The 22,925-nt window shown below is 67.3% G+C and carries 22 protein-coding genes; 7 read left to right on the top strand and 15 right to left on the bottom strand.

Annotated features, from left to right (window positions below; genetic code table 11):
* Positions 1-47: 47 nt before the first annotated feature.
* From dnaB to ppsA, 8 genes are all read right to left on the bottom strand, one after another.
* Positions 48-1,454 carry a replicative DNA helicase gene (gene dnaB, locus KF796_10260; GenBank protein MBX3587020.1) on the bottom strand — a complete coding sequence of 469 codons (1,407 nt, stop codon included), beginning with the start codon at positions 1,452-1,454 and terminating at the stop codon, positions 48-50.
* Positions 1,455-1,634: 180 nt separating this feature from the next.
* Positions 1,635-2,087 carry a 50S ribosomal protein L9 gene (gene rplI, locus KF796_10255; protein ID MBX3587019.1) on the bottom strand — a complete coding sequence of 151 codons (453 nt, stop codon included), beginning with the start codon at positions 2,085-2,087 and terminating at the stop codon, positions 1,635-1,637.
* Positions 2,088-2,099: 12 nt separating this feature from the next.
* Positions 2,100-2,381, bottom strand: a complete 282-nt coding sequence (gene rpsR, locus KF796_10250) for a 30S ribosomal protein S18 (protein ID MBX3587018.1) — start codon at positions 2,379-2,381, stop codon at positions 2,100-2,102.
* Positions 2,382-2,396: 15 nt separating this feature from the next.
* Entirely contained in the window at positions 2,397-2,729 is a 333-nt protein-coding gene (priB, locus tag KF796_10245) for a primosomal replication protein N (protein MBX3587017.1), read from the bottom strand.
* Positions 2,730-2,749: 20 nt separating this feature from the next.
* Complete coding sequence (gene rpsF / locus KF796_10240; protein MBX3587016.1) at positions 2,750-3,118, bottom strand: 30S ribosomal protein S6; 369 nt, start codon at positions 3,116-3,118, stop codon at positions 2,750-2,752.
* 131 nt (positions 3,119-3,249) lie between these two features.
* Positions 3,250-3,513, bottom strand: coding sequence for a DUF4212 domain-containing protein (locus KF796_10235; protein ID MBX3587015.1), 264 nt, complete (start codon positions 3,511-3,513; stop codon positions 3,250-3,252).
* 2 nt (positions 3,514-3,515) lie between these two features.
* A complete protein-coding gene (locus KF796_10230) occupies positions 3,516-5,570 on the bottom strand; it encodes a VC_2705 family sodium/solute symporter (GenBank protein MBX3587014.1) in 2,055 nt (684 codons plus the stop codon).
* A 71-nt stretch (positions 5,571-5,641) separates the two neighbouring features.
* On the bottom strand, positions 5,642-8,035 hold the full coding sequence (gene ppsA, locus KF796_10225) for a phosphoenolpyruvate synthase (GenBank protein MBX3587013.1): 2,394 nt from the start codon (positions 8,033-8,035) through the stop codon (positions 5,642-5,644).
* 199 nt (positions 8,036-8,234) lie between these two features.
* On the opposite strand from ppsA, the gene KF796_10220 reads away from it, so the two are divergent.
* On the top strand, positions 8,235-9,056 hold the full coding sequence (locus tag KF796_10220) for a kinase/pyrophosphorylase (GenBank protein MBX3587012.1): 822 nt from the start codon (positions 8,235-8,237) through the stop codon (positions 9,054-9,056).
* A 56-nt stretch (positions 9,057-9,112) separates the two neighbouring features.
* On the opposite strand, the gene KF796_10215 is transcribed toward KF796_10220, so the two are convergent.
* From KF796_10215 to KF796_10185, 7 genes are read right to left on the bottom strand one after another with little or no spacing between them, the layout of a single operon-like run.
* On the bottom strand, positions 9,113-9,904 hold the full coding sequence (locus KF796_10215; protein ID MBX3587011.1) for a heme ABC transporter ATP-binding protein: 792 nt from the start codon (positions 9,902-9,904) through the stop codon (positions 9,113-9,115).
* Positions 9,904-10,953 carry an iron ABC transporter permease gene (locus KF796_10210; protein MBX3587010.1) on the bottom strand — a complete coding sequence of 350 codons (1,050 nt, stop codon included), beginning with the start codon at positions 10,951-10,953 and terminating at the stop codon, positions 9,904-9,906. The genes KF796_10215 and KF796_10210 overlap by 1 nt, the downstream gene beginning before the upstream one ends.
* Positions 10,950-11,405, bottom strand: coding sequence for a hypothetical protein (locus KF796_10205; protein MBX3587009.1), 456 nt, complete (start codon positions 11,403-11,405; stop codon positions 10,950-10,952). The genes KF796_10210 and KF796_10205 overlap by 4 nt, the downstream gene beginning before the upstream one ends.
* Positions 11,402-12,271 (bottom strand): ABC transporter substrate-binding protein, encoded by an 870-nt coding sequence (locus KF796_10200; protein MBX3587008.1) that lies wholly within the window; start codon positions 12,269-12,271, stop codon positions 11,402-11,404. The genes KF796_10205 and KF796_10200 overlap by 4 nt, the downstream gene beginning before the upstream one ends.
* Entirely contained in the window at positions 12,268-13,341 is a 1,074-nt protein-coding gene (locus KF796_10195; GenBank protein ID MBX3587007.1) for a hemin-degrading factor, read from the bottom strand. The genes KF796_10200 and KF796_10195 overlap by 4 nt, the downstream gene beginning before the upstream one ends.
* A 20-nt stretch (positions 13,342-13,361) precedes the next feature.
* Entirely contained in the window at positions 13,362-13,676 is a 315-nt protein-coding gene (locus KF796_10190; protein ID MBX3587006.1) for a hypothetical protein, read from the bottom strand.
* Positions 13,677-13,686: 10 nt separating this feature from the next.
* Positions 13,687-15,888, bottom strand: a complete 2,202-nt coding sequence (locus KF796_10185) for a TonB-dependent hemoglobin/transferrin/lactoferrin family receptor (GenBank protein ID MBX3587005.1) — start codon at positions 15,886-15,888, stop codon at positions 13,687-13,689.
* A gap of 294 nt (positions 15,889-16,182) precedes the next feature.
* On the opposite strand from KF796_10185, the gene ahpC reads away from it, so the two are divergent.
* The 6 genes from ahpC to KF796_10155 all read left to right on the top strand — a co-directional run bounded on the left by ahpC (position 16,183) and on the right by KF796_10155 (position 22,823).
* On the top strand, positions 16,183-16,755 hold the full coding sequence (gene ahpC, locus KF796_10180; protein MBX3587004.1) for a peroxiredoxin: 573 nt from the start codon (positions 16,183-16,185) through the stop codon (positions 16,753-16,755).
* 121 nt (positions 16,756-16,876) lie between these two features.
* Positions 16,877-18,445, top strand: coding sequence for an alkyl hydroperoxide reductase subunit F (ahpF, locus tag KF796_10175; GenBank protein MBX3587003.1), 1,569 nt, complete (start codon positions 16,877-16,879; stop codon positions 18,443-18,445).
* Positions 18,446-18,560: 115 nt separating this feature from the next.
* Positions 18,561-19,037: a bacterioferritin gene (gene bfr, locus KF796_10170; protein ID MBX3587002.1), complete on the top strand. Its 477-nt coding sequence runs from the start codon at positions 18,561-18,563 to the stop codon at positions 19,035-19,037.
* A 260-nt stretch (positions 19,038-19,297) separates the two neighbouring features.
* Positions 19,298-19,495, top strand: a complete 198-nt coding sequence (locus KF796_10165) for a hypothetical protein (GenBank protein MBX3587001.1) — start codon at positions 19,298-19,300, stop codon at positions 19,493-19,495.
* 12 nt (positions 19,496-19,507) lie between these two features.
* On the top strand, positions 19,508-21,697 hold the full coding sequence (locus KF796_10160; protein ID MBX3587000.1) for a TonB-dependent receptor: 2,190 nt from the start codon (positions 19,508-19,510) through the stop codon (positions 21,695-21,697).
* Positions 21,698-21,707: 10 nt separating this feature from the next.
* On the top strand, positions 21,708-22,823 hold the full coding sequence (locus KF796_10155) for a PepSY domain-containing protein (GenBank protein MBX3586999.1): 1,116 nt from the start codon (positions 21,708-21,710) through the stop codon (positions 22,821-22,823).
* Positions 22,824-22,925 lie beyond the last annotated feature (102 nt).

The following is a 22,925-nucleotide window of genomic DNA, read 5'->3' as shown; positions in this document are numbered from 1 at the left end:
TGATAGCACGAAGTGGCCGGCTGGCCTGGACTCCAGCCCTGTTTGGCTTAAAAGTCGTCGCTCATGCCACTGGCCAGGCTTTCAAACTTGGTCAGCGGCTTGAGGAAGGCCAGCTTGCAGGTGCCCGTGGGGCCATTGCGCTGCTTGCTGATGATGATCTCCGCCACGCCGGGCTCTTTCGAGTCCTTGTTGTAGTAGTCGTCGCGGTAGATGAACATGATCACGTCGGCGTCCTGCTCGATGGCGCCGGACTCGCGCAGGTCGCTCATCATGGGGCGCTTGTCGGTGCGTGACTCCACGCCGCGGCTGAGCTGCGACAGCGCAATCACCGGGCACTGCAGTTCCTTGGCCAGCATCTTGAGGCCGCGCGAGATTTCGCCCACGGCGGTGGCGCGGTTCTCGTCGTTCATGCTGCTGGACACGCTCATGAGCTGCAGGTAGTCGACCACGATCAGGCCCAGCTTGCCGCACTGGCGCGCCAGCCGCCGCGCATTGGCGCGCAGCTCGCTGGTGGTCAGGCCCGGCGTCTCGTCGATGTGCAGCGACACATTGCGCAGCTTCTCGATGGCCTCGGTCAGGCGCGGCCACTCGTCGTCGGTGAGCTTGCCGGTGCGCAGGTGGCTCTGGTCGATGCGCCCGATGGAGCCGACGATACGCACGGCCAGTTGCGAGGCCCCCATTTCCATCGAGAACACCGCCACCGGCAGGCCTTCGTTGAGCGCCACGTGTTCGGCGATGTTGATCGCCAGCGCGGTCTTGCCCATGGACGGCCGCGCCGCCAGCACGATCATGTCGCCGGCCTGAAAGCCCGAGGTCATGCGGTCCAGGTCGTAGAAGCCGGTGGGCACGCCCGTGATGTCGTTCGGGTTGTCGGCCATCTCCTGCACGCGGTCCAGCAGCTCGACCACCAGGGAGTCCATGCCCTGGAAGCCCTGCTTCATGCGCGAGCCTTCCTCGCCGATGTTGAAGATCTTCTGCTCGGCCTCGTCCAGGATCTTGTCGACCGGCTTGCCCTGGGTGTTGAAGGCCGCGGTGGCAATCTCGTCACTGGCGCTCACCAGCTTGCGCAGGATCGAGCGCTCGCGCACGATCTCGGCATAGCGGCGGATGTTGCTCGCGCTGGGCACGTACTGCGCCAGCGAGTTGAGGTAGGCCAGGCCGCCAATTTCCTCGGCCTTGCCCAGGCTTTGCAGCTGCTCGTAGACCGTGATCACGTCGGCCGGCTTGGTCGCGTTGACCAGCCCGCCGATCGAGGCGTAAATCAGCCGGTGTTCGTAGCGGTAGAAGTCACTGTCGGTCAGCAGGTCGCCCACGCGGTCCCAGGCGCCGTTGTCCAGCAGCAGGCCGCCCAGCACGCTCGACTCCGCTTCGATCGAGTGCGGCGGGATGCGCAGCTGCGCGACCTGGCGGTCGGAGGAAAAGTCGTCTTCGAGGGAACTTAAAACGGCGGACATTCGGGACCTTTGGTAACCGGCCATGCTAAGGCGCGCCACCCCTCACGTCCAGAGCAAAGCCATGGGGGAAAGGTGTGGATAAATTTTGTAAGGCTGTGGATTCCCGGTGGCCAACGCGGGATAACCAGGAGCCCAAAGAAAAAGGCCGCCCGAAGGCGGCCTGTGCGGGGCCGGTGGCGATCAGGCGGTTTCGCCGAGCACCGTCACGGTGATGTCAACCGTCACGTCGGTGTGCAGTTGCACGCTGACGGTGGAGTCACCCACGGCCTTCACGGGGCCATTGGGCATGCGGACCTGGGCCTTGGCGACCTTGTAGCCCTGCTTGGCGAGCTCTTCGGCGATGTCGGCGTTGGTCACCGAGCCGAACAGGCGGCCATCGACGCCGGCCTTCTGGGTCAGCTTGATGGTCAGGCCAGCGAGCTTCTCGCCCTGGGCCTGGGACTCCGCCAGCTTGGCCGCGGCGGCCTTTTCGAGTTCGGCGCGCTTGGCTTCGAACTCGGCCTTGTTGGCGGCGGTGGCACGGCGGGCACGGCCCTGGGGAATCAGGAAATTGCGGGCGTAGCCGTCCTTGACCTTGACGATCTCACCGAGGTTGCCAAGGTTCACGACCTTGTCGAGCAGAATGATTTGCATGGGGGTCGCTCCTTAGATGCGGTGCTGGTCGCTGTACGGCACCAGGGCCAGGAAGCGCGCGCGCTTGATGGCGGTGTTCAGCTGGCGCTGGTAGATCGCGCGGGTGCCCGTGAGGCGGGCCGGGATGATCTTGCCGTTTTCGGCAATGAAGTCGCGCAGGACATCAACGTCCTTGTAGTCGATTTCCTCGACGCCGGCGACGGTGAAGCGGCAGAAGCGCTTGCGCTTGAACAGCAGCGACTGGGTGTTGCGCTTCGGGCGCTTGTCTTTGTTGAATTTCTTGAACGTGGCCATGATGGGACCTCTTCTCTAAATGGGAGGGGCAGAACCTGGGGTCTGTCCCGCAAAGCTAACTTGATCTGCCAGGAATTCCTGGACGTGGAACACGACGTACTTGCCGTTGCGCGGTGTGGCCAGAAAGCCGCTGAACCTGCCGGTGCTGCCGATGGGCCGTTTGCCGAGGGTTTCGGCCAGGGCGCCCAGGGCCACCGCCTTGATCGCCGCCTTCACCTGCCGGGTCTGCCCTGCTTCAACCACCTCGGACTCGTGTTCGAGCCGCAGGTCAAGCGCGGGGATTCCGGCCGGTGTGTACCGCAGGGCCTTGGCCTCGGCGATACAGGCGTTCAGGACCAGCTGGTTCACTGACTGCCGGCGCGCACGCGTCAGCTGTTCGCGTACTCCGCCTGTTGGGCCTTGCGGGCCTCTTCACGCTCGACGGTCTTCATCATCGCGGACGGGCCGGTGTCGGCCTTCTTGCGAACGACGGTCAGGTGGCGCAGCACGGCGTCGTTGAACTTGAACGCATGCTCAAGTTCAGCCATCACGGCCTGGTCAGCCTCGATGTTCACGCACAGGTAGTGGGCCTTGGCGAGCTTGTTGATCTGGTAGGCCAGCTGGCGGCGGCCCCAGTCTTCTACGCGGTGGATCTTGCCGCCGCCGGCGGTGATCATGCCCTTGTAGCGTTCCAGCATGGCCGGAACCTGTTCGCTCTGATCCGGGTGGATCAGCAAGATGATTTCATAATGACGCATGGACACTCCTTGTGGATGGGCCAGCCCTCGCTAACGGGATCAGCGGGAGCCGGCTGTTGGTAAAGCCGCCCACTGCGTCAGAAGTGGTGCGGCAAGGCAAAGCCAAGCATTATAGCCCAACCGCGACGGGGTCAGGGCGGCGGCTCGTCCTGGATGCCGTACTCGCGGTCCAGCCGGTTCATGAAGCGCGCGTAGTACCAGATGATCAGCACATAGACGATCAGCGCCCCCTGAGCGCCCATCCAGAAGCTGAAGGGCCAGCCGAAAAAGCGGAACTGCAGGTCGCGCGCGAAGTAGACCACCACGAATGTCACCAGGAACCAGGCGCCCAGCAACAGCGCCGTGACCCACGCGGTCTTGCGCCGGTACTCGCGATCACGGGTGGAAGGCGGCATGCTCAGTCCCCTCCCCGGGTCGCCAGGCTCACGACCAGGGCGATCGCAAAGCCCGTCAGCACCCCGAACACACCGGCCGACACCGGCAGGATGCCGAACCAAAGCACCGAGCCCGCCTCCAGGCCCAGAAAGGCGCGGACCGCGGGCGAATTGGCCAGCATGTAGTACACGGTCACGCCCAGCCCGCCCAGCATGCCCGCCACGGCGCCGGCCCGGGTCGCGCCGCGCCAGAAGATGCCCAGCACCATCACCGGCACAAAGGCCGAGGCCGCGAGCGAGAACGAGGCGGAGACCAGCGGCAGGATGTCGGCCGGCTTGAGCGCCGCCACAAAGGCCGCGAGCATGGCCACGCCCAGCAAGGCGAACTTGGACAGGATCACGCGCTGCTCGGGCGGCACATCGCGCCGCACCTCGTGGCAGTACACGTCGCGCACCAGGGAGTTGCTGATGGTCAGCAGCAGCGCGTCGGCCGTGGACAGCGCGGCCGCCAGGCCACCGGCCGCCACCAGGCCCGACACCACGTAGGGCAGGCCGCCCACCTCGGGCGTGACCAGCATCACGATGTCGGCGGCGATGCGGATTTCGCTGAACTGCAGGATGTGGTCGCCGTTGACGTCGGTGATCGAGATCAGCGCCGGATCCACCTTGGCCCACTGGCCGATCCACGACGGCAGCGCATCAAAGCTGCTGCCCACGAGGCCCTGCATGACCTCGAACTTGACCAGCACCGCGAGCGCCGGTGCGCTCAGGTACAGCAGCACGATGAAGAACAGCGACCAGGCCACCGACGAGCGCGCCTCCGACACCGTGGGCGTGGTGTAGAACCGCGTCAGCAGGTGCGGCAGGCCCGCTGTGCCCACCATCAGGCAGAACACCAGCGCGAGGAAATTCAGGCGCGACGTCTCAAAGGCCTGCTGCTCCTGGGGCGTGCCTTGCGGGTCACCGGCAAAGGCCTGGCCGTGCGGGGGCAAGCCGCCCAGCGGCTTGGCGCGCTCGTGGGCATCGGCCATGGCGCGCGTCCACAGCTCGCGGGCGCTGGCGGGGGTCTTGGGCAAGGCGGCCAGCTCGCGCGCGGCCGCGACGATCAGCGCCGAATCGGCATCGCGCGCCTTGAGCTGGCGCACCCGCTCCAGCGCCGCGGCCCGGTCGCGCCGCAGGGCGCCTTCGATGTCCTGCAGCCGCGCCTCGTATTCCTTCTCGCGCCGCTCCCAGACCCGGCGCACCTGCCGCTCGGCCGGCGAGTCGCGCAGCACCTTCTCGATCTCGGTGATCTTCTCGATCTGCTTGCCGTACACCAGCGGCGCCAGCGGGTTGCCCAGCTGCTTGTAGGCCAGCCAGGACACCGGGATCAGGAAGGCCAGCAGCAGGATGATGTACTGCGCCACCTGGGTCCAGGTGATCGCGCGCATGCCGCCCAGGAACGAACACAGCAGCACGCCGCCCAGCCCCAGCAGGATGCCGATCTCGAACTGCACGCCGGTCAGGCGCGAGGCGATCAGCCCCACGCCGTAGATCTGCGCCACCACATAGGTGAACGAGCACAGCACGGCGGCAAAGGCCGCAATCAGCCGCGGCCAGCGGCCGCCAAAGCGCACGTCGAAATAGTCCGGCACCGTGTACAGGTTGAGCCGGCGCAGGTGCGGCGCGATCAGCAGGCCGACCAGGCAGAAGCCGCCGGTCCAGCCCAGCACATAGGCCAGCCCGCCGGGCTGGGCCTCGGTGCCTGAAAAGCCCTGCAGGTACAGCCCGCCAGCCAGGCTGATGAACGAGGCCGCGCTCATCCAGTCGGCGGCGGCGGCCATGCCGTTGTACATGGGCGGGATGCGGCGGCCCGCCACGTAGTACTCGCTGGCGTCCGAGGTGCGGCCATAAATGCCGATGGCGGCATAGATCATGACCGTGGAGAACAGGAAGATCGGCCCCAGCCAGACACGCGAAAGCCCCTGGCGCTCCGCCCAGGCCATCAGCAGGAAAAACGCTGCAAGCCCGAGGCCGTAGAACGCCAGATTGCGGTGAATACGCCGCTTGTAGGCGGCGTAGGCGGGGCTGTCGGACATCCGTCCGATCATCCCACCGGGGCCGCCACCCTAGCCTAGGTATTTCCTAGAAGGAATGGCCGGCCCGTTTGTCAGCCCCGTGCAAGCTGCTTCCAGGTTTCAATGACGCTGTCGGGGTTCAGCGAGATCGAGGCAATGCCCTCGGCCGCCAGCCACTGCGCAAAATCGGGGTGGTCGCTGGGCCCCTGACCGCAGATGCCCACGTACTTGCCCTGGGCCTGGCAGGCCTTGATGGCGCGGCTCAGCAGCGCCTTGACGGCCGGGTCGCGTTCGTCAAAGTCGGCGGCCAGCAGTTCCAGGCCCGAATCGCGGTCCAGCCCCAGCGTGAGCTGGGTCAGGTCGTTGGAGCCAATCGAAAAACCGTCGAAGTACTGGAGGAACTCGTCCGCCAGGACGGCGTTGCTGGGCACCTCGCACATCATGATGACCTTGAGCTCGTCCTGGCCACGCTTGAGGCCATGCCCGGCCAGCAGCTGCGTGACCTTGTCGGCCTGGCCCAGCGTGCGCACGAAGGGCACCATCACCTGCACATTGGTCAGGCCCATGTCGTTGCGCACGCGGCGCAGGGCCTCGCATTCCATGGCAAAGGCCTCGCGGAATTCGGCGCTCACGTAGCGCGCGGCGCCCCGGAAGCCGAGCATGGGGTTTTCTTCCTCGGGCTCGTAGCGGCTGCCGCCGATGAGCTTGCGGTATTCGTTGGACTTGAAGTCGCTCAGCCGCACGATCACCGGCTTGGGCCAGAACGCCGCGGCGATGGTGGCCACGCCTTCGGCGACCTTGTCCACATAGAAGGCCTTGGGCGAGGCATGGCCGCGCGCCACCGACTCCACGGCCTTTTTCAGGTCGGCATCGACGTTGGGGTAGTCAAGGATGGCCTTGGGGTGAACGCCGATGTTGTTGTTGATGATGAACTCCAGCCGCGCCAGGCCCACGCCTTCATTGGGCAGCTGGCAGAAGTCAAACGCGAGCTGGGGGTTGCCCACGTTCATCATGATCTTGGTCTTGAGGGCCGGCATCACGCCGCGCTCGACCTCGGTGACCTCGGTCTCCAGCAGGCCGTCATAGATGAAGCCGGTGTCACCCTCGGCGCAGCTCACCGTCACCAGGGTGCCGTCCTTCAGGCGCTCGGTCGCGTCGCCGCAGCCCACCACGGCCGGAATGCCCAGTTCGCGCGCGATGATGGCCGCGTGACAGGTACGCCCGCCGCGGTTGGTCACGATGGCGCTGGCGCGCTTCATCACTGGTTCCCAGTTGGGGTCGGTCATGTCGGTCACCAGGATGTCGCCGGCCTGCACCTTGTCCATCTCGGCAATGCTGTGCACCAGCCGCACCGGGCCGGTGCCGATTTTCTGGCCGATGGCGCGGCCCTCGGCCAGCACGGCGCCGCGGCCCTTGAGCTTGTAGCGCAGCTCGGCCTTGTCGCCCTGCTGGCTCTTCACGGTCTCGGGGCGGGCCTGCAGGATGTAGAGCAGGCCATCGGTGCCGTCCTTGCCCCACTCGATGTCCATGGGCCGGCCATAGTGCTGCTCGATCACCAGCGCGTACTGGGCCAGTTGCTCGACATCGGCATCGGTCAGCGAATAGCGGTTGCGCTGCTCCAGCGGCACGTCGGTGGTCTTGACCAGCTTGCCGTCACGGGCCTTTTCCTCGTTGCTCGCAAACACCATCTGGATCAGCTTGGAGCCCAGGTTGCGGCGGATCACGGCGCGCTTGCCGGCCTTGAGCATGGGCTTGTGCACGTAGAACTCGTCGGGGTTCACGGCGCCCTGCACCACCGTCTCGCCCAGGCCATAGCTGCTGGTGATGAACACCACCTGGTCAAAGCCCGACTCGGTGTCGATGGTGAACATCACGCCGGCCGCGCCCAGGTCGGAGCGCACCATGCGCTGCACGCCGGCCGACAGGGCCACCACGTCATGCGCGAAACCCTTGTGCACGCGGTAGCTGATGGCACGGTCGTTGTAGAGGCTGGCAAACACTTCCTTCATCTTGTGCAGCACGTCGTCAATGCCGACCACGTTGAGGAAGGTTTCCTGCTGGCCGGCGAACGAGGCGTCGGGCAGGTCTTCGGCGGTGGCCGACGAGCGCACCGCGAACGAGGCGGCGGGGTTGCCCGCGCTCAGCGTGGCAAAGGCCTCGCCAATGGCTTTTTCGAGGTCGGCCGGAAAGGGCTGGGCTTCGACCCAGCCGCGGATTTCGGCGCCGGCGGCGGCCAGCGCGCGCACATCCTCGGTGTCCAGGCGCTTGAGCCGTTCGCTGATGCGGTCGGCCAGGCCGCCGTGGGCCAGGAACTGCCGGAACGCGTGGGCCGTGGTGGCAAAGCCCGTGGGAACGCGCACGCCCTGGGGCAGCTGCGAAATCATCTCGCCGAGGCTGGCGTTCTTGCCGCCAACCGCCTCGACGTCGGTCATTCTCAGGTTTTCAAACGGTACGACCAAGGCGGTCGCGCTGAAAAGTGCAGACATGGGAAAGCTCCAGAAGTTAAAACTTGTGCGACACCCCGGGCTGGCAGAGGTGTTTTCCCATGGCACGGCGGGCGGCTTGGCTGTTGTTCGAATGGGCAGCGGCGGTGCATGGCGGGGGAATTTGGATAATTGCCCCGATTGTAGGCCGCCCCCCACGCCAGCGGCCTTGCAGCAAACTGAAAGCATTACAAGGGCCGCCATGCACACACGCACCGTCTTTTTCATCTCCGATGGCACCGGCATCACGGCCGAAACCTTTGGCAACGCCATCCTGGCCCAGTTCGAGATGAAGCCCCGCCACGTGCGCCTGCCCTTTGTCGACACCGTGGACAAGGCACACCAGGTGGTGCGCCAGATCAACCACACGGGCGAGATCGAGGGCCGCAAGCCGCTGGTGTTCACCACCCTGGTCAATACCGAAATCCTCACCGTCATCGAGGAAGGCTGCAAGGGCATGCTGATGGACATGTTCGGCACCTTCGTGCGGCCGCTGGAGGTGGAGCTGGGCATCAAGTCCAACCACCGGATCGGCCGCTTCAGCGATGTGAGCAAGAGCAAGGAGTACCACGACCGCATCGAGGCCATCAATTTCAGCCTGGCCCACGACGACGGCCAGTCCAACCGCGACCTGGAGTCCTCCGAGGTGATCCTGGTGGGCGTGAGCCGCAGCGGCAAGACGCCGACCTCGCTGTACCTGGCCATGCAGTACGGCCTGAAGGCCGCCAACTACCCGCTGATTCCCGAGGATTTCGAGCGCCAGCAACTGCCGGCCGCCCTGCTCGCTCACAAGAAGAAAATCTTCGGCCTGAGCATCCAGCCCGAGCGGCTGAGCGAGATCCGCAACGAGCGCCGCCCCAACAGCCGCTACGCGAGCCTGGACAACTGCCGCATGGAGGTCAGCGAGGCCGAGGCCATGATGCGGCGCGCCGGCATCCGCTGGCTGTCGACCACGACCAAGAGCATCGAAGAGATCGCCACCACCATCCTGCAGGAGATCAAGCCGGAGCGGCTGGTGTATTGACTTGCTCTCGTTTTGATAGCTGAAAGTGGCCGCCCGGTCTGGACTCCAGCCACTTTTCAGTCAGAAATCAGCCCGAACACGTATTGCCGCCCTGCCGCGGCGCCCTGGACCGCCTCGCAGCGCACGCCCCACAGGCGCGTGACGAGTTCCGGGGTCAACACCTCCAGGCCCGAACCGGCCAGCGCCGGCTGGCCCGGCGCCAGCAGCAGCACGTCGTCGGCGTAGCGCAGCGCCAGGTTGACGTCATGCAGCACCGCCACCACGCCCACGCCCTGCGTCCGCGTCCAGTGGCGCAGCAGGTGAAGCGCCTGGTGCTGGTGCGCCAGATCCAGCGCTGCCGTGGGCTCGTCCAGCAGCAACCAGCGCGCCGCGCCATCGGGGCGCGGCTGCCAGACCTGGGCCAGCGCGCGCGCCAGCTGCACCCGGGCCTTTTCACCGCCCGACAGGGTGTTGAACACCCGTTGTGCCAGAGGCGCCACGCCGGTGGCTTCCAGCGCCTGCGTGACGATGCCGGCCTCGTCCTGCGACGGCTGGTGCCGGTGGGGGTAGCGGCCCAGCTCGGCGACCGCCTGCACGGTGAAGTCAAAGGCCACGGCGCTTTCCTGGGGCATCACGGCACGGCGCAGGGCCAGCGCTTCGGGCCGCCAACGCTGCAGCGCGGCGTCGTCCAGCGTCACCTGGCCGGCATCCGGCTTGCGCTGGCCGCTGAGCACGGACAGCAACGTGGACTTGCCCGCGCCGTTGGGCCCCAGCACGGCGGTGAAGCGGCCGGGCTGCAGGCGGGCCGTGGTTTCGCCCAGCAGCGTCCTGCCGCCCAGGGTGACCCGCGCCGCCAGGCATTGCAGCATCAGAGCCGCCCCCTGAAATGCCGCAGCATCAGCAGGAACATCGGCACGCCGATCACCGCGGTCAGCACGCCCAGCGGCAGCTCGGCCGGCTTGGCGACGGTGCGCGCCAGCGCGTCGGCCGCCAGAACCAGGGCCGCGCCCAGCAGGGCTGAGGCCGGCAGCACCACGCGGTGGTCGGGCCCGGCCACCAGCCGCACCCAGTGCGGGGCGATCAGGCCGACGAAGCCGATGATGCCGGTGGTCGCCGTGACGGCGCCCACGATCACGGCCGTGACCAGGATCAGGGCGCGCTTGGCACGTTCGACATTGACACCCAGCAGCGCCGCCTGCGCCTCGCCCAGCGCCATGGCATTCAACGGCCGGGCCCAGCCCAGTGCGGCGCAGCCCGCCATGAAGACCAGAGCGCCGACCAGCCCCACCGCGCTCCAGCGGGCACCGCCCAGGCTGCCCAGCAGCCAGAACTGGATGTTGCGCAGCTGTTCGTCGCTGGCCATGAAGCTCAGGAAACCCAGACCCGCCCCAGCCAGCGCGTTCACGGCCACACCGGCCAGCAGCATCAGCCCGATATGGGTCCCACCCTGGGTCTGGGCCAGCGCGTAGATCAAAAGCGTCACCGTCAGGCCGCCGGCAAAAGCCATCAGCACCAGCGTCCAGCTGCCCAGGGTGCGCGGCAGTTCAGGGAACCACCAGCCCCCCAGCACGATGGTGACGCCGGCGGCCAGCGCCGCACCACTGCTGATGCCCACCAGCCCGGGATCGGCCAGCGGGTTGCGGAACAGGCCTTGCATCAGCGCACCGCTGAGGCCCAGACCGGCGCCCGCCGCCGCCCCCAGCAACAGGCGGGGCAAGCGGATGTTCATGAACACCAGATGCTCGGGTGACGGGCTGGCCGACCCGCCCAGTGCGCCCCTCAACGCCTCGGCCAGCACCTGCCACAGTTGCTGCGGCGAAATGGCGTAGGCGCCGCGCGCGCTGCCGGCCACAAAGGCCACAGCCACCAGCAACACACCGCCCCACAGCACGGCGCGCGGCGAGAGGCGCGCGCTCATGGAATGCGCGGGGCCCGGTGGCCCGGTGCCGGCATGCCCCCCGGTGGGGTCAACCGGTCCTCAGCGAGGACCAGACGGCCCAGCGCCCACTGCACGAACACCAGCCGGTTGCCTTCGGCATCCAGCAGGCAGAACTCCCAGGCGCCCCAGGGCTTGAGGCGCGGGGCGTCGTCGATCCAGGCCCGCGCCGAGGCCGCCAGCCGGGCGTGGCACTGGAAGATGTCCAGGTCCGGCCCGTCCAGCGGAATGCGGCAGCAATCGGGCTGCGGCAGCTGACCGTGCTGCCACAGCTGCAGGCACAGCGGGCCATGGCGCAGCAGCGCGACCACGCCGGGCACCTCTTGCGCCAGGGTAAAGCCCAGCGCCTCCTGGTACAGGCGTTGCGTGCGCGCCAGTCGCGCGGTGCGAAGCACCGGAATGGCCAGTGCGGGGAGCCGATCCCGGTCGCTCATGCAGCCGCCAGCCTGTCGTGCACCTCGCGCACCGCCTGTGGCAGGCGCGGGCCAAAGCCCAGCAGCAGCAAGGCGTCCAGCGTGATCAGCGACCGGCGGCGGTAAGCCGGCGTCAGCGCCAGTTCGGGGCGCTGCCAGAAGCTCGCCTCGCCGCCCATGGCGTCGATGCCCTGCTGCGTGGTCAGGATGACATCGGGCGCGGCAGCGGCCATGGCCTCGGCGGTCATGGGGCGGTAGCCCTCGAAGCCGCCGATGGCATTGCGGCCACCGGCATAGCGGATCAGCGCGTCAGCCGCCGTGTGCTGTCCTGCCACCTGCGGGCTCGCGCTGTGCGACAGGATGAACAGCACGCGGGGCCGCGCGCCGCCACCCGCCTGGACACGCGCCTCGACCCGCGCCTGGACGGCGTCCCAGTCGGCATCCAGCCGGGCCTGCAGGGCCTGCGCCTGCGGTTCACGGCCGGCCGCGCGGCCCACGGCCAGCACCTTGGCGCGCACCTCGTTCCAGCTGTGGTCGGCCTGGACCAGTTCGACCTTCACGCCGGCGCTGCGCAACTGGTCCATCACCACCGGCGGCCCGGCCTCGGTGGTGGCGATCACCGCATCGGGCCGCAGCGACAAGACGCCTTCGGCCGACAACTGGCGCATGTAGCCGACCTTGGGCGTCCTGAGCGCCGCGGCCGGGTAGAGGCTGGTGGTGTCGGTGCCCACGAGCTGCGCCTGGGCGCCCAGCAGGTAGACCACCTCGGTAATGGCGCCGCTGACGGTGACCAGGCGCGCAAGGCGCGGGGACGGCTGCGCCAGGGCCTGCCGCGGCCCCGTGGCAACAAGGATCGTTGCGGTCGCCAGCAGTTCGCGCCGCTTCATGCCGCCACCCCGTCAAGACGCGACAAATCCCTGACGATCCGGCGCCACCCTTCGCGCTCGGGCTGGCCGGGCTTGCGCGCGCCAAAGAACATGGCCATGAGCCCGCCTTCCGCGTCAAACGCCTCGATCGAGGTCACCACGCCATCGGAGGTGGGCTTCTCGACCACCCAGACATGCTCGATCAAGTCCTCGCGCAGGTGCAGGTTGAAACCCGGGTCCAGCACGTTGAGCCAGTGCACCCCCTTGATTTCCATCGGCTCGACGCGCGTGACGGGCCCGCTGTGGATCTGGATGCACCCGGGACTGCCGACGAACACCATGATGGGCGTGCCGTCGAACGCCGCCTCCTGCAGCAACTCCCGCACCGCACGGCTCGAAGCACGCGCGGTGAAACGCCCCTCGGTCAGGCGAAAGCTCTGCTGGCGCTCCACCGCAAACTTCCGCAGCAGGCCGAAAAACTGGTGCGTGTCCGTCATGGCCGCCCAGGCCTCTGACAGGCCCTTGACGTCAATGCCGCTGTCAGGCCCCGGCACAGGCTTGCGATCAGGCACCACGAACACGCTGGCCAGCGATGGCTCGCCGAAATGGCGCATGACGGTCTCGAAGGCATCGCGGTCGGTCTGCTCGCGCGCAAAAATCTTGTGCACGGCGACGCCACTGGCATCAAAGAACTGCAGGCTCAGCGAGGGTGGGTTGCCCGGGTTGGCGGCGGCCTCGGTCACGGCATACCCGGCGTGCCAGCGGTCAAGAAAAAGGCGCAGATCGATGGCCTCACCCAACGCCAGGCCCATGTGCCCGCTGGCCGACAGGTTTTCATAAACGCCGGTCTTCTCGTGCACGGTGGTTTCATTGCGCGTGAGGGCCAGCACCGGGCCGCACAGGGACAGGGCGTGCAGCAGATCCATCCATGGGCCCTGCAGCGCGACCGCCTGCAGCGGGCCGTCGTGCGTCCCGGCATGGGCGGCGACAGCTTCGCCCTCGCTCACCCCGATCGCAGCGGCGGCATCCCGGGCCCGCAGTCCGGTGGCCCGCGCGGCGGCAAAGTCTTTTCTCAGTGTGATGGCGTTCATGGTGTGCCCGGAGGTAACAGTCAATTGAGTGAAGAGGGTGAGACATGCCACAGCCTGCGGTCCTGCTCGCCGGCAGAAAGGGCCTGGGCCTGGTCAAGCTGTGCCTGCCAGTGCCCGCGCAGGTTCCAGAGCATGGTGCGGAACTCGGCCGACAGAACGGGGTGCCCGGCCAACTGCGCGAGCTGGCTCACGACCTTGGCGGCCATCCGTTCACGGCGGGGGTCGCAGCACCCCTGGGCAAAGCCCGTCATCAGGGCCAGCGTGCTGGCCAGCAGCGCCTCGGCGCAGGGCAGGCGGTATTCCTCGTCGGCGTTCATTCCGGTATCGGTGTTCATGAAAATCTCCTCAGAAATCAGCCACCAGCGACACCCGCAGGTAGCGCCCGGGCTGGGTGTAGGCATCGGCCACGCTGGAGCCGGAGGCCAGGCCGCGCACATCCGACCAGTTCCAGTACTTTTTGTCGGTCAGGTTGAACAGGCCCAGGTTCAGGCGCAGGTCCTTGCGGATGCGCCACTGGCCGCTCAGGTCCAGCGTGATGGCAGCCGGCGTGGCGAACTGCGTGGCGGGAGGCGCCACCGCCGACGCCTGGTCAATGTCGCCGCCCTTCTTGGCCGCGCGATGGGTCAGGTCCATCCGCACGCTGAAAGCGGCGGCGTCGTACTTCAGGCCGGCATTCAGCCGGGACGGGTTGATGGAGTTGACCGGCAGGCCGGTCGTGCTGTCGGTGCCCCGGGTCCGGCCATAGCCGAAGGCGGAACTCCATTGCCCGCCGGCCGCCCGGCCCCATTGCACGTTGCCCTTGACCTCGAAGCCGCTGATGCGGACGTTGCCGATGTTCACCGTCTGGAACACGATGGGGTTGCCCGGCACGCCGGCACCACCCACCTGACGGTACTCCTCGATGAAGTCGCGGTAGCGCCCCGCGAAGGCCGCCACGTCAAGTGACAGCTTGTCGAGCCGGCCCCGCGCGCCCAGCTCGACGTTGCGGCTTTTCTCGGGCTTGAGGCTGGGGTTGGGCACCGTCTTGTAGAAGGCCACCAGGTTTTCGAAGAAGCCGTTGACCTGGTTCGCGTTGGGCGCCTTGAAGCCCCGGGCGTAGTTGCCGTACAGGCTCCATTGCGGTGTCACGCGGTACAGCACGCCCAGCTTGGGCGAGATCGCCGAGCCCGAAATCGACGCCGCCGGGGTGGTGGCGGGCGGCGAGAAGCCGGCCTGCGCGGCGTCCAGGCTGAAACGGTCAAGGCGCACGCCGGGCGTGATGCTCCACGGCCCGCCGATGATCTCGTCCTGCACATACACCGCCGTGCTGGCCTCCTTCGTGTCCGGGAACCGCTTGAGCGGGAAGCTCTCGCCAAAGGCCGGCGTCACGCCGGTCTGCAGGTTGACAAGATCAGCCCGCGTGTGGTCCAGGCCGTAAGTGAACTTCTGGGCCCAGCCCTGCCCCATGCGGATGACCTTGCCGGCCTGCAGGTTGGCCTGCAGCGTGCGCTCGTTGTAGGTGGTGTCGCGCACCCGGTCGGCCGCGGTGTTGCGGTCTTCGGCCACGTACTCGCGCGAATCGGCGCGCTGGTAGCTCAGCGTGGCCTGGAGTTCATCCGCCACGGCGGCATTCAGCCGCCAGGTTCCATTCCAGGTGAGGCGGTCGCGCTTCATGTCGGTGAACGAATCGGCCGCGAGTGTGGAAGTGGCGGCCAGCGGCGGCTTGGCCACGGCCGACAGCAGGTTGTAGCTGGCCTTTTTTTCCACATGCTCCAGGGTGATCACATGCTTTTGCCCGCCGCCGGGCGTGATGACCAGCTTGCCCAGCAGCGCCTGGCCCCGGTCTTTTTCCGGGTTGGGGGTGGTGCGGTCCACATTGGCGGCGTCGTTCGTCCCCATGGTGTCCAGCCCGCTGGAGCGGCTCAGGTTGCCGCCCAGCAACCACTGCACGCTGTCATTGACGCGGCCGGCCAGCGTGGCACCCAGGTTCCTGCCATGGGTGTCACCGTCATGGCCCACGCTGGCGGTGCCGCCCAGTGTTTTGCCGGGTGCGAGAAAGTTGCCCGGATCGCTGGTGATGAAGTTGACCAGCCCGCCCATGCCGTCGGAGCCATAGAGCGCGGAGGTCGCGCCCTTGACGATCTCCACCCGCTGCACCAGGCCGAGGTCCAGGTAGTCGCGCCCGAAAGCGTTGGCGCTGAACACATAGCTGCGTGGCTGGCGGATGCCGTCCACCAGCATCAGCACCCGGTTGCCATCCAGGCCGCGGATGTTGAAGCCGGCGTTGCCGTCCCGCCCGGTGCTCGAGCCTGCCGCCGTGAAACGCGCCGGCGCGCGCTGCACCGACACGTTGGGGATGTCGCGCGCCGCGTCGCGGATGTCGCGAATCTGCTTTTCTTCCAGCGCCTTGCGGTTCAGCACGTCAATGCTGGCGGGCAGTTCGTCGGGGTCCTGCTCGTTGCGCGAGCCGCTGATGACGACCTCTTTCAGCCCGCCCGCCACGGCCACCTGCTGCAGGGACGCGGTCTGCGCGTGCGCGCCCAGCGAAGCGCCCCAGGCCAGGGCCATGAGGCACGGAAGTTTTCGGAGGGGAAACGGGGAATTCGGGCGAGCAACCACGGTAAAGCCTTTGGTGATGAAACAACCGCTGGCTGCGCGGGCCCTCAGGGTTCAGACACCAGGGACGACGTTGCTCGCTGACAGATTGAATTATATGCGAATCATTCTCATTTGCAACAATCGTGGCAAAATAGCTATGATGAATCAGAAACATAAGATTCATTCATTGGATTAATCGGCCTTGCGCCGTTAATCTTTGGTCATCCGCTTCCATTTTCAATTTTTTCAAGAGAGGTAACCCGCATGTCCCTGATCAACACCGCCATTCCCCCGTTCAAGGCCACCGCCTACCACAACGGCAAGTTCGTGCCCGTCTCCGAGCAGAACTTCAAGGGCAAATGGTCGGTCGTGGTGTTCTATCCCGCCGATTTCACCTTTGTCTGCCCGACCGAGCTCGGCGACCTGGCCGACAACTACGACGAGTTCAAGAAGCTGGGCGCGGAAGTCTATGGCGTGTCCACCGACACCCACTTCACGCACAAGGCCTGGCACGACACGTCGGACACCATCGGCAAGGTCCAGTACCCGCTGATCGGCGACCCGAACCACCAGCTCGCCACCTTCTTCCAGGTGCTGATCACCGAGGGCGAAGACCACGGCCTGGCGCTGCGCGGCACGTTCGTGATCGACCCCGAGGGCAAGATCAAGACCATTGAAGTGCATGACAACGGCATTGGCCGCGATGCCAAGGAAACCCTGCGCCGCCTGAAGGCCGCGCAATACATCGCCGCCCACCCCGGCGAAGTCTGCCCCGCCAAGTGGGAAGAAGGCGCCAAGACGCTGACGCCGTCGCTGGACCTGGTCGGGAAGATTTAAGCCCACCCCCGAAGCAGGCGCGCTGCGCCTGCCTCCCCCTCAAGGGGGCGACGCCTGCGGCCCGGCAAAGCCGGTTCCGCGGTGTTTCACGACTCACATCCAAGCATTCCGGGAGAACACCATGCTCGACACCAGCCTCAAGACCCAGCTCGCCAGCTACATGGAGCGCATCACGCAGCCCGTGGAGATTGCCGCTTCGCTGGACGACTCGGCGGCGTCGGCCGAGATGCAGGCGCTGCTCAAGGACATTGCCGAAACCTCGAAGCTGGTCACCGTGAGCGAAAGCCGCGGCGGACCGCACCGCACGCCGTCCTTCTCGATCAACCGCCCCGGCGAGAGCCACGGCCCGCGCTTTGCCGGCCTGCCCATGGGGCACGAGTTCACCTCGCTGGTGCTGGCTCTGCTGCAAGTGGGCGGCTACCCGCCCAAGGTCGAACAGGCGCTGCTGGAGCAAATCCGCGCGCTGGACGCCGATCTTGAATTCGAGGTGTACGTGTCCCTGACCTGCCATAACTGCCCGGACGTGGTGCAGGCGCTGAACCTGATGGCGGTGCAGAACCCGCGCATCAAGACCACGATGATCGAGGGCGGCCTGTTCCAGGACGAGATCAACGAACGCCAGATCATGGGCGTGCCCACGGTGTTCCTCAATGGCACGATGTTCGGCACCGGCCGCCTGAGCCTCGAGGAAATCCTGGCCAAGGTGGACACCGGCGGCACCGAGCGCGAGGCGAAGAAGATCGCCGCCAAGGACCCGTTCGACGTGCTGATCGTCGGCGGCGGGCCGGCCGGCGCGGCCGCGGCCGTGTACGCCGCGCGCAAGGGCATCCGCACCGGCATCGCATCCGAGCGCTTTGGCGGCCAGGTGCTGGACACGCTGGGCATCGAGAACTTCATCTCGATCAAGGAAACCGAGGGCCCCAAGTTTGCGCTGGCACTGGAAGAACATGTGCGCACCTACGACGTGGACATCATGAACCTGCAGCGCGCCAAGGCCCTGGTGCCCGCCAGCGCCGGCAACGAAGACCTGATCGAGGTACAGCTGGAAAGTGGTGCATCGCTGAAGGCGCGGTCCGTGGTCATTTCCACTGGCGCGCGCTGGCGCAACATCAATGTGCCCGGCGAGAAGGAGTTCAAGAACAAGGGCGTGGCCTACTGCCCGCACTGCGATGGCCCGCTGTTCAAGGGCAAGCGCGTGGCGGTGATCGGCGGCGGCAACTCGGGCGTCGAAGCCGCGATTGACCTGGCCGGCATCGTGGGCCACGTGACGCTGATCGAATACGACACCCGGCTGCGCGCCGACGAAGTGCTGCAGCGCAAGCTGCGCAGCCTGGGCAACGTCACCGTGTTCACCAACGCCCAGACCACCGAGATCACCGGCGACGACAAGGTCAATGGCCTGGTGTTCAAGGACCGCGCGAGCGGCGAGGAAAAGCGCGTGGCGCTGGAAGGCGTGTTCGTGCAAATCGGCCTGGTTCCCAACACCGACTGGCTCAAGGGCACGGTGACGCTGAGCAAACACGGCGAGATCGAGGTGGACGCGCGCGGCCAGACCTCGGTGCCCGGCGTCTTTGCCGCGGGCGACGCGACCACCACGCCGTTCAAGCAGATCATCATTGCCGCGGGCGACGGCGCCAAGGCCGCGCTGGGGGCCTTTGACCACCTGATCCGCAGCACGGCACCAGCCTGAATGCGAATGCCTATCGCAATCACACGCACGCAGACCGCGTGCGTGGGGGATTGCCCGCAAGCGCGCTGATTTCAAAGACAATGGCCCGGTTCACAACCACACCGGGAGCCCCATCATGAAAGGCGACGCCAAAGTCATCGCGCACCTGCAGGCCCAGCTCAAGAACGAGCTGACCGCCATCAACCAGTACTTCCTGCACTACCGCATGTACAAGCACTGGGGCCTGGACAAGCTGGCCAGGAAGGAATACGACGAGTCCATGGGCGAGATGAAGCACGCCGACAAGCTCATGGACCGCATCTTCATGCTCGACGGCCTGCCCAACCTGCAGGACCTGGGCAAGCTCATGGTCGGCGAGGATGTTCCCGAAATCCTCAAGTGCGACCTCCAGGCCGAACAGGGCGCGCAGGCCACCATCAAGGACGGCATCGCCCACTGCGAGAGCGTGCGCGACTACGTGAGCCGCGACCTGCTGCAAGGCATCCTGGACGACACCGAAGAGCACATCGACTTCCTGGAAACCCAGATCGACCTGCTGGGCAAGGTCGGCCTGCAGAACTACCTGCAAAGCCAGATGGGCGAGTTGAGCTGAGCTCTCCAGCGGTTCACCCCTCTCCAAAGCCGGCATCCGCCGGCTTTTTGACCTCAATAAACGAGAATGGTTCTCATTTCTGAGGTAAACTGCACTCACCCGCCAGCCGACACCCTTGAGGTGAAGCCAGCCAGCAACCCGATTGCGCCTGCGCCTCGCCGATGTCCGCCCGCCCCCGATTTTCTTCGCCAAATCACTCTGTAGTCCAGGCGCCACGGCCACTTCGTGCTAGCAAATCAGTAGCAACCGCCTTCTGGCGCCTGTGGGGCTGGCCGCTGGCGCTGGGCCTGCTCACCACCAGCGGCCTGCTCAGCGCCCTGGTGTCCGACGGCTGGGGTGACGCCTGGTCATGGCTCGCGCTGGGCCTGACCGTGGCCGTGATGGCCTGGCACGCCTGGCAACGCCCCGCGCGCGCCAGGCGCGCCAGGCGCGCGCGGGGCGCATCTTCATCCCCTTGACAAGGACCTCCCATGACCCGACTCACGCCCGTGGCCTTCGCCGCCGCATTGGCCTTTCACCTTCCCGCCACCCAGGCCCAGACCGCCCCGGCAGCCGACACCCACGGCAGCAAGACGCTGTCCACGGTGACGGTCAACGCCAGTGCCGACGCGTCGGCGCAGGGCCTCTCGCCCGCCTACCCCGGCGGGCAGGTGGCGCGCGGCGGGCGGGCGGGCATCCTGGGCACGCGCGACAACATGGAGACGCCGTTTGCCATCACCAGCTACACCAACGAGCTGATCCAGGACCGCCAGGCGCGCAGCGTGGGCGAGGTGCTGCAGAACGACCCCAACGTGCGCGTGGCGCGCGGCTTTGGCAACTTCCAGGAGTCGTATTTCATCCGCGGCTTCATCCTGGGCTCGGACGACGTGGCCTACAACGGCTTGTACAGCCTGCTGCCGCGCCAGTACATCGCCACCGAGCTGTTCGAGCGCGTGGAGGTGCTGCGCGGCGCCTCGGCCTTTCTCACCGGCGCCAACCCCGGCGGCGGTGGCATTGGCGGCGCGATCAACCTGCTGCCCAAGCGCGCGCCCAACGAGCCGCTCAGCCGCGTCACGCTGGGCGCGGGCAGCGGCTCACAGGTGAATCTGGCCGCCGACGTGGCGCGCCGCTTCGGGCCCGACGGCGCCGCCGGCATCCGCGTGAATGCCGCCGTGCGTGACGGTGGCACCGGCGTCAACGACGAGACAGCAAAGCTCGGCCTCGCCGCCGTGGGCCTGGACTGGCGCAGCCGCAGCGTGCGCCTGTCGGGCGACATCGGCTGGCAGGACAACCGCCTGGCCCGCACCCGCACCAATGTCACGCCGGGCGCCGGCGTCACGGCCATTCCGGCCGCGCCGGATGCCGCCGGCAATTTCGCCCAGCCCTGGTCGTTCTCCAATGAACGGGATGTGTTCGGCACCCTGCGCGGCGAATGGGACATCAGCCCCGGCACCACCGCCTGGGCCGCCTACGGCATGCGCCGCGGCGAAGAGGCCAACTCGCTGGCCAATTTCGCGCTGGCCGACAACGCCGGCAACGGCACCACCTCGCGCTTTGACAACGCCCGCAAGGACCGCGTCAGCACCGGCGAACTGGGCCTGCGCGGCAAGCTGCGCACCGGCAGCGTGGGCCACGAATGGGTGGCCGCGGCCTCGTGGTTCAAGGCCGAAAGGGACAACGCCTACCAATGGGACTTCTTCAACACCCAGGCCACCCACCTCTACCGGCCGGTGTTCACGCCGCGGCCCGCCTTCAGCGGCGGCGGCTTCTCGGGCGGCGACCTGGCCGCGCCCAACCTGACCGGGCGCACCCGACTCACCAGCCTGGCCATTGGCGACACGCTGTCCCTGGCCGACGACCGTGTGCTGCTCACGCTGGGCCTGCGCCGCCAGAAGCTCGAAGTGAATGACTATGCCTATGGCACCAGCGCCCCGCTGGCCGAGTACAGCCAGAGCCGCACCAGTCCGGCGCTGGGCCTGGTCTACAAGGCCAGCCAGCAGCTGTCGGTCTATGCCAACGCCATCGAAGGCCTGAGCAAGGGCGACATGGCCCCGGCCGCCGCCAGCAACCGCGGCGAGTCGCTCGCGCCCCATGTATCCAGGCAAAAGGAAATCGGCATCAAGTACGACGGCGGGCGCATCGGCGGCAGCGTCGCGCTGTTCTCCACCACACGCCCGCGCGCCTTCCTGAATGCGGCCAACGTCTTCACGGCCGGCGGCCAGGACCGCCACAGCGGCGTGGAACTCAACGTCCACGGCGAAGCCACGCGCGGCCTGCGTCTGCTGGGCGGCGTCACCTGGCTGAACGCACGGCAGCAGTCCACCGGCGCCGCCGCCACCGACGGCAAGCGCGTGATCGGCGTGCCAAAAATGCAGGCGACCCTGGGTGCTGAATGGGAACTGCGCGCGGTGCGCGGCCTGGCACTGGACGCGCGGCTGGTGCACACGGGCGCCAGTTACGCCGACGCCGCCAACACCCTGGAGGTGCCGGGGTGGACGCGTCTGGACCTGGGCGCGCGCTACCTGACCGAGATGGCCGGCAGGCTGGTCACGCTGCGCGCCCGCGTGGACAACGTGGCCAACAGGAGCTACTGGTCCTCGGTGGGCGGCTACCCGGGTTCGGGCTACCTGGTGGTGGGCGCGCCGCGCACGTTCACGCTGAGCGCCTCGGTGGATTTCTGAGGCCGCCATGCTGACAGCCCGCGCCATCCGGGCCTGGCGCTGGACGCACCAATGGTCCAGCCTGGTCTGCACCGCGTTCATGCTGCTGCTATGCCTGACCGGCCTGCCCCTGATCTTTCACCACGAGATCGGGCACTTGCTGGGCACCGAGGTTGAGGCGCCGCCCGTGGCGGCCAACACGCCGCATGCCAGCCTGGACCGCGTGCTCGACGTGGCCCGCGCCCGCTACCCCGACCGCGTGGTGCAGTTCTCCTCGCAGGCCGAAGACAGCACCGACCTGTGGTTCGTCACGCTCACGCCCACGCCGGCGCCCACCGCCAACTTCCGCCAGGTGGTGGTGGACGCGCGGACCGCGCAGGCGCTGCCCAGCCCGCGGCTGGACGAAGGCTTCATGTGGGTCATGCTCAGGCTGCATGTGGACCTGTTCGCGGGCCTGCCGGGCAAGCTGTTCCTGGGGCTGATGGGCCTGCTGCTGCTCGTGGCCATTGTCTCGGGCGTGGTGCTGTACGCGCCCTTCATGCGCAAGCTGGACTTTGGCGAGGTGCGGCGCGAACGCTCCGCGCGCGTCAAGTGGCTGGACCTGCACAACCTGCTGGGCATCGTCACGCTGGTCTGGGCACTGGTGGTGGGCGCCACCGGCATGATCAACACCTGGGCCGACCTGCTGATCAGGCACTGGCAGGACGGCCAGCTCAGCACGCTGCTGGCGCCCTACAAGGACGAGCCCGTGCTGCCACTGGCGCAGCGCGGCTCGGTCCAGCGCTCGCTGGAAGCCGCGCTGGCCCACGCCCCGGGCATGAAGCTCTCGTTCATCGCCTTCCCGGGCACGGCCTTTTCCAGCCCGCACCACACCACCTTCTACCTGCGCGGCAACACGCCGCTGACCTCCCGTCTGCTGCAGCCCGTGCTGGTGGATGCGCGCACCGCACAAGTGACCGCCGCGCCGCCATGGCCCTGGTACCTCACGGCGCTGCGGGTCTCGCAGCCGCTGCACTTTGGCGACTACGGCGGCCTGCCCATGAAGGTCCTCTGGGCCCTGCTGGACCTGGCCACCATCGTGGTGCTGGGCAGCGGGCTGTACCTGTGGCTCAAGCGCAGGCCGGCCGGCAGCCCCGCCACCCCCTGAATCTGAGGCAAATCAGCCTGGAGTCCAATGCCGGCGGCCACACCATGCTACTGAATTCATAGCAGATTGGCTTCATAACCATTCGCGTACACCCATAGACCC

The organism is Ramlibacter sp. (assembly GCA_019635435.1).
Classification (GTDB): Bacteria; Pseudomonadota; Gammaproteobacteria; order Burkholderiales; family Burkholderiaceae_C; genus JAHBZM01.
Note: the sequence above shows the minus strand (reverse complement) of the source record. Positions and strands in the feature narration are given on the sequence as shown.